The 1,431-nt window shown below is 43.3% G+C and carries 1 protein-coding gene; it reads right to left on the bottom strand.

Annotation, left to right across the window (positions count from 1 at the left end):
- Positions 1 to 43 precede the first annotated feature (43 nt).
- A complete protein-coding gene (locus tag NC99_RS07295) occupies positions 44 to 1,348 on the bottom strand; it encodes an IS1380 family transposase (protein WP_053181601.1) in 1,305 nt (434 codons plus the stop codon).
- Positions 1,349 to 1,431: the final 83 nt, after the last annotated feature.

Below are 1,431 nucleotides of genomic sequence, written 5' to 3'. Positions count from 1 at the left end.
TGGGGCCGGGGGTAAAGATTGTTTTTACCCCGGTAATGCTGGATTATGCATTTGAGTACTTGAAAGGAGGACTCAGATTCTCCACTTTGGCAAAAATGCCATCCAGCCAAGGTCTCCTTTGTGCATTTAAAGCAATCTTGAGCACCTTCTTGTTAGCGTGATTTACGCTCCAAGCTCCTAATGCAAAGCAATAGACTTTTAGCGTGGACAATGTTGCTTTATTGTGTGATTGCAAGGCAAAATGACGGAACAGACTCATAATATTATAGGCAACCATAATAAACCGAAAGGATGCCTCTGTTGCCCAAAAGTCTTTCAGGCAGAAGTTTTCCAAGCCAAAATCCTGCTTAAGCTCTTTGATCCTGTTTTCACAATCAGCTCTGGTGTTATACATGTTCCAGATTACATCCAGCGGAAGATCCAGATTGGTAACATAACAGCTATACCGATAGCCGGGCAAATCTTCAAATAGCAACTTACCGCCTGCCTTTGGTCGCTTGTCGATTTCTTTTCTGACCACAATATACCTTCGTCTTTTCCCTGCCTCGTGCTCAAAATGCATTTGACTGACCATTATTCCCGGGCAAATAGAAATCCAATCATCTAAGCCATACACTTCATGTTTTACATTCGGATACATTCTTGTGGCAATGATGTAATTGAGATTTTGCTCTTCGATATAACTCAATATTTCCTCGGTGTAAAAACCACTGTCGGCCCGGACCAATCCAATCCGTTTTGCGGATAAAATTTCTTCAATGGTTTCCTGAAGAAAAGCCTTACAACTACTGCTGTCGGCTGTGTTTCCCGGGCGCAGCCATGCATTTGCAACCATCCGCGTTTGGCTGATAAATGCCATTAACGGATGATGGGAGTTGCGGCCCCTTTTTAAGGGATTATATCCTTTGGCACTTCCTTCCTGGCTCCCGGACCGGGTAATCACAGTACTGTCAATATCTAAGGTGATATCGTTGACCTGCAATTGAGATAAAAACCACTTCTGAAGGGATGGAAAAACCGCGGTGTTACGGCTTTGTGAAAACTTGCCAAAGAAGCGGCTGTAGGTGCTCTGTGATGGCATTTTATCCCACCCGAAAATATCTTGAAGCGTTTTGTCGTAGCGAAGCCAGTCGGCATGGATATATCTTGATGCCCCCGTCCATATACTCAGCCAAAATGACTCTACGACATGCTGCGCATCATAGCCTCTGTTGGAGCCTTTTTCGGGCAAATCTAAAGTTGAAAGAAAATCTCTGATACCGATTGAATCAACAAAGCGCTTCATCAAACTCATGCCGCCGAAAGGGGTTACCTTTTTATCTGAATACTCTATCGGAAGGTTAACCATATGGGTTAAGGTTTATTATTGCACAATCACTACCAAATATAGGCATTCTAGCAATTTATTGAATTTCCATTGCATAAAGCGGG

Origin of the sequence: Sunxiuqinia dokdonensis (assembly GCF_001270965.1) — a bacterium.
Lineage (GTDB): Bacteria > Bacteroidota > Bacteroidia > Bacteroidales > Prolixibacteraceae > Sunxiuqinia > Sunxiuqinia dokdonensis.
This window is presented reverse-complemented; position numbering and strand designations above follow the sequence as displayed.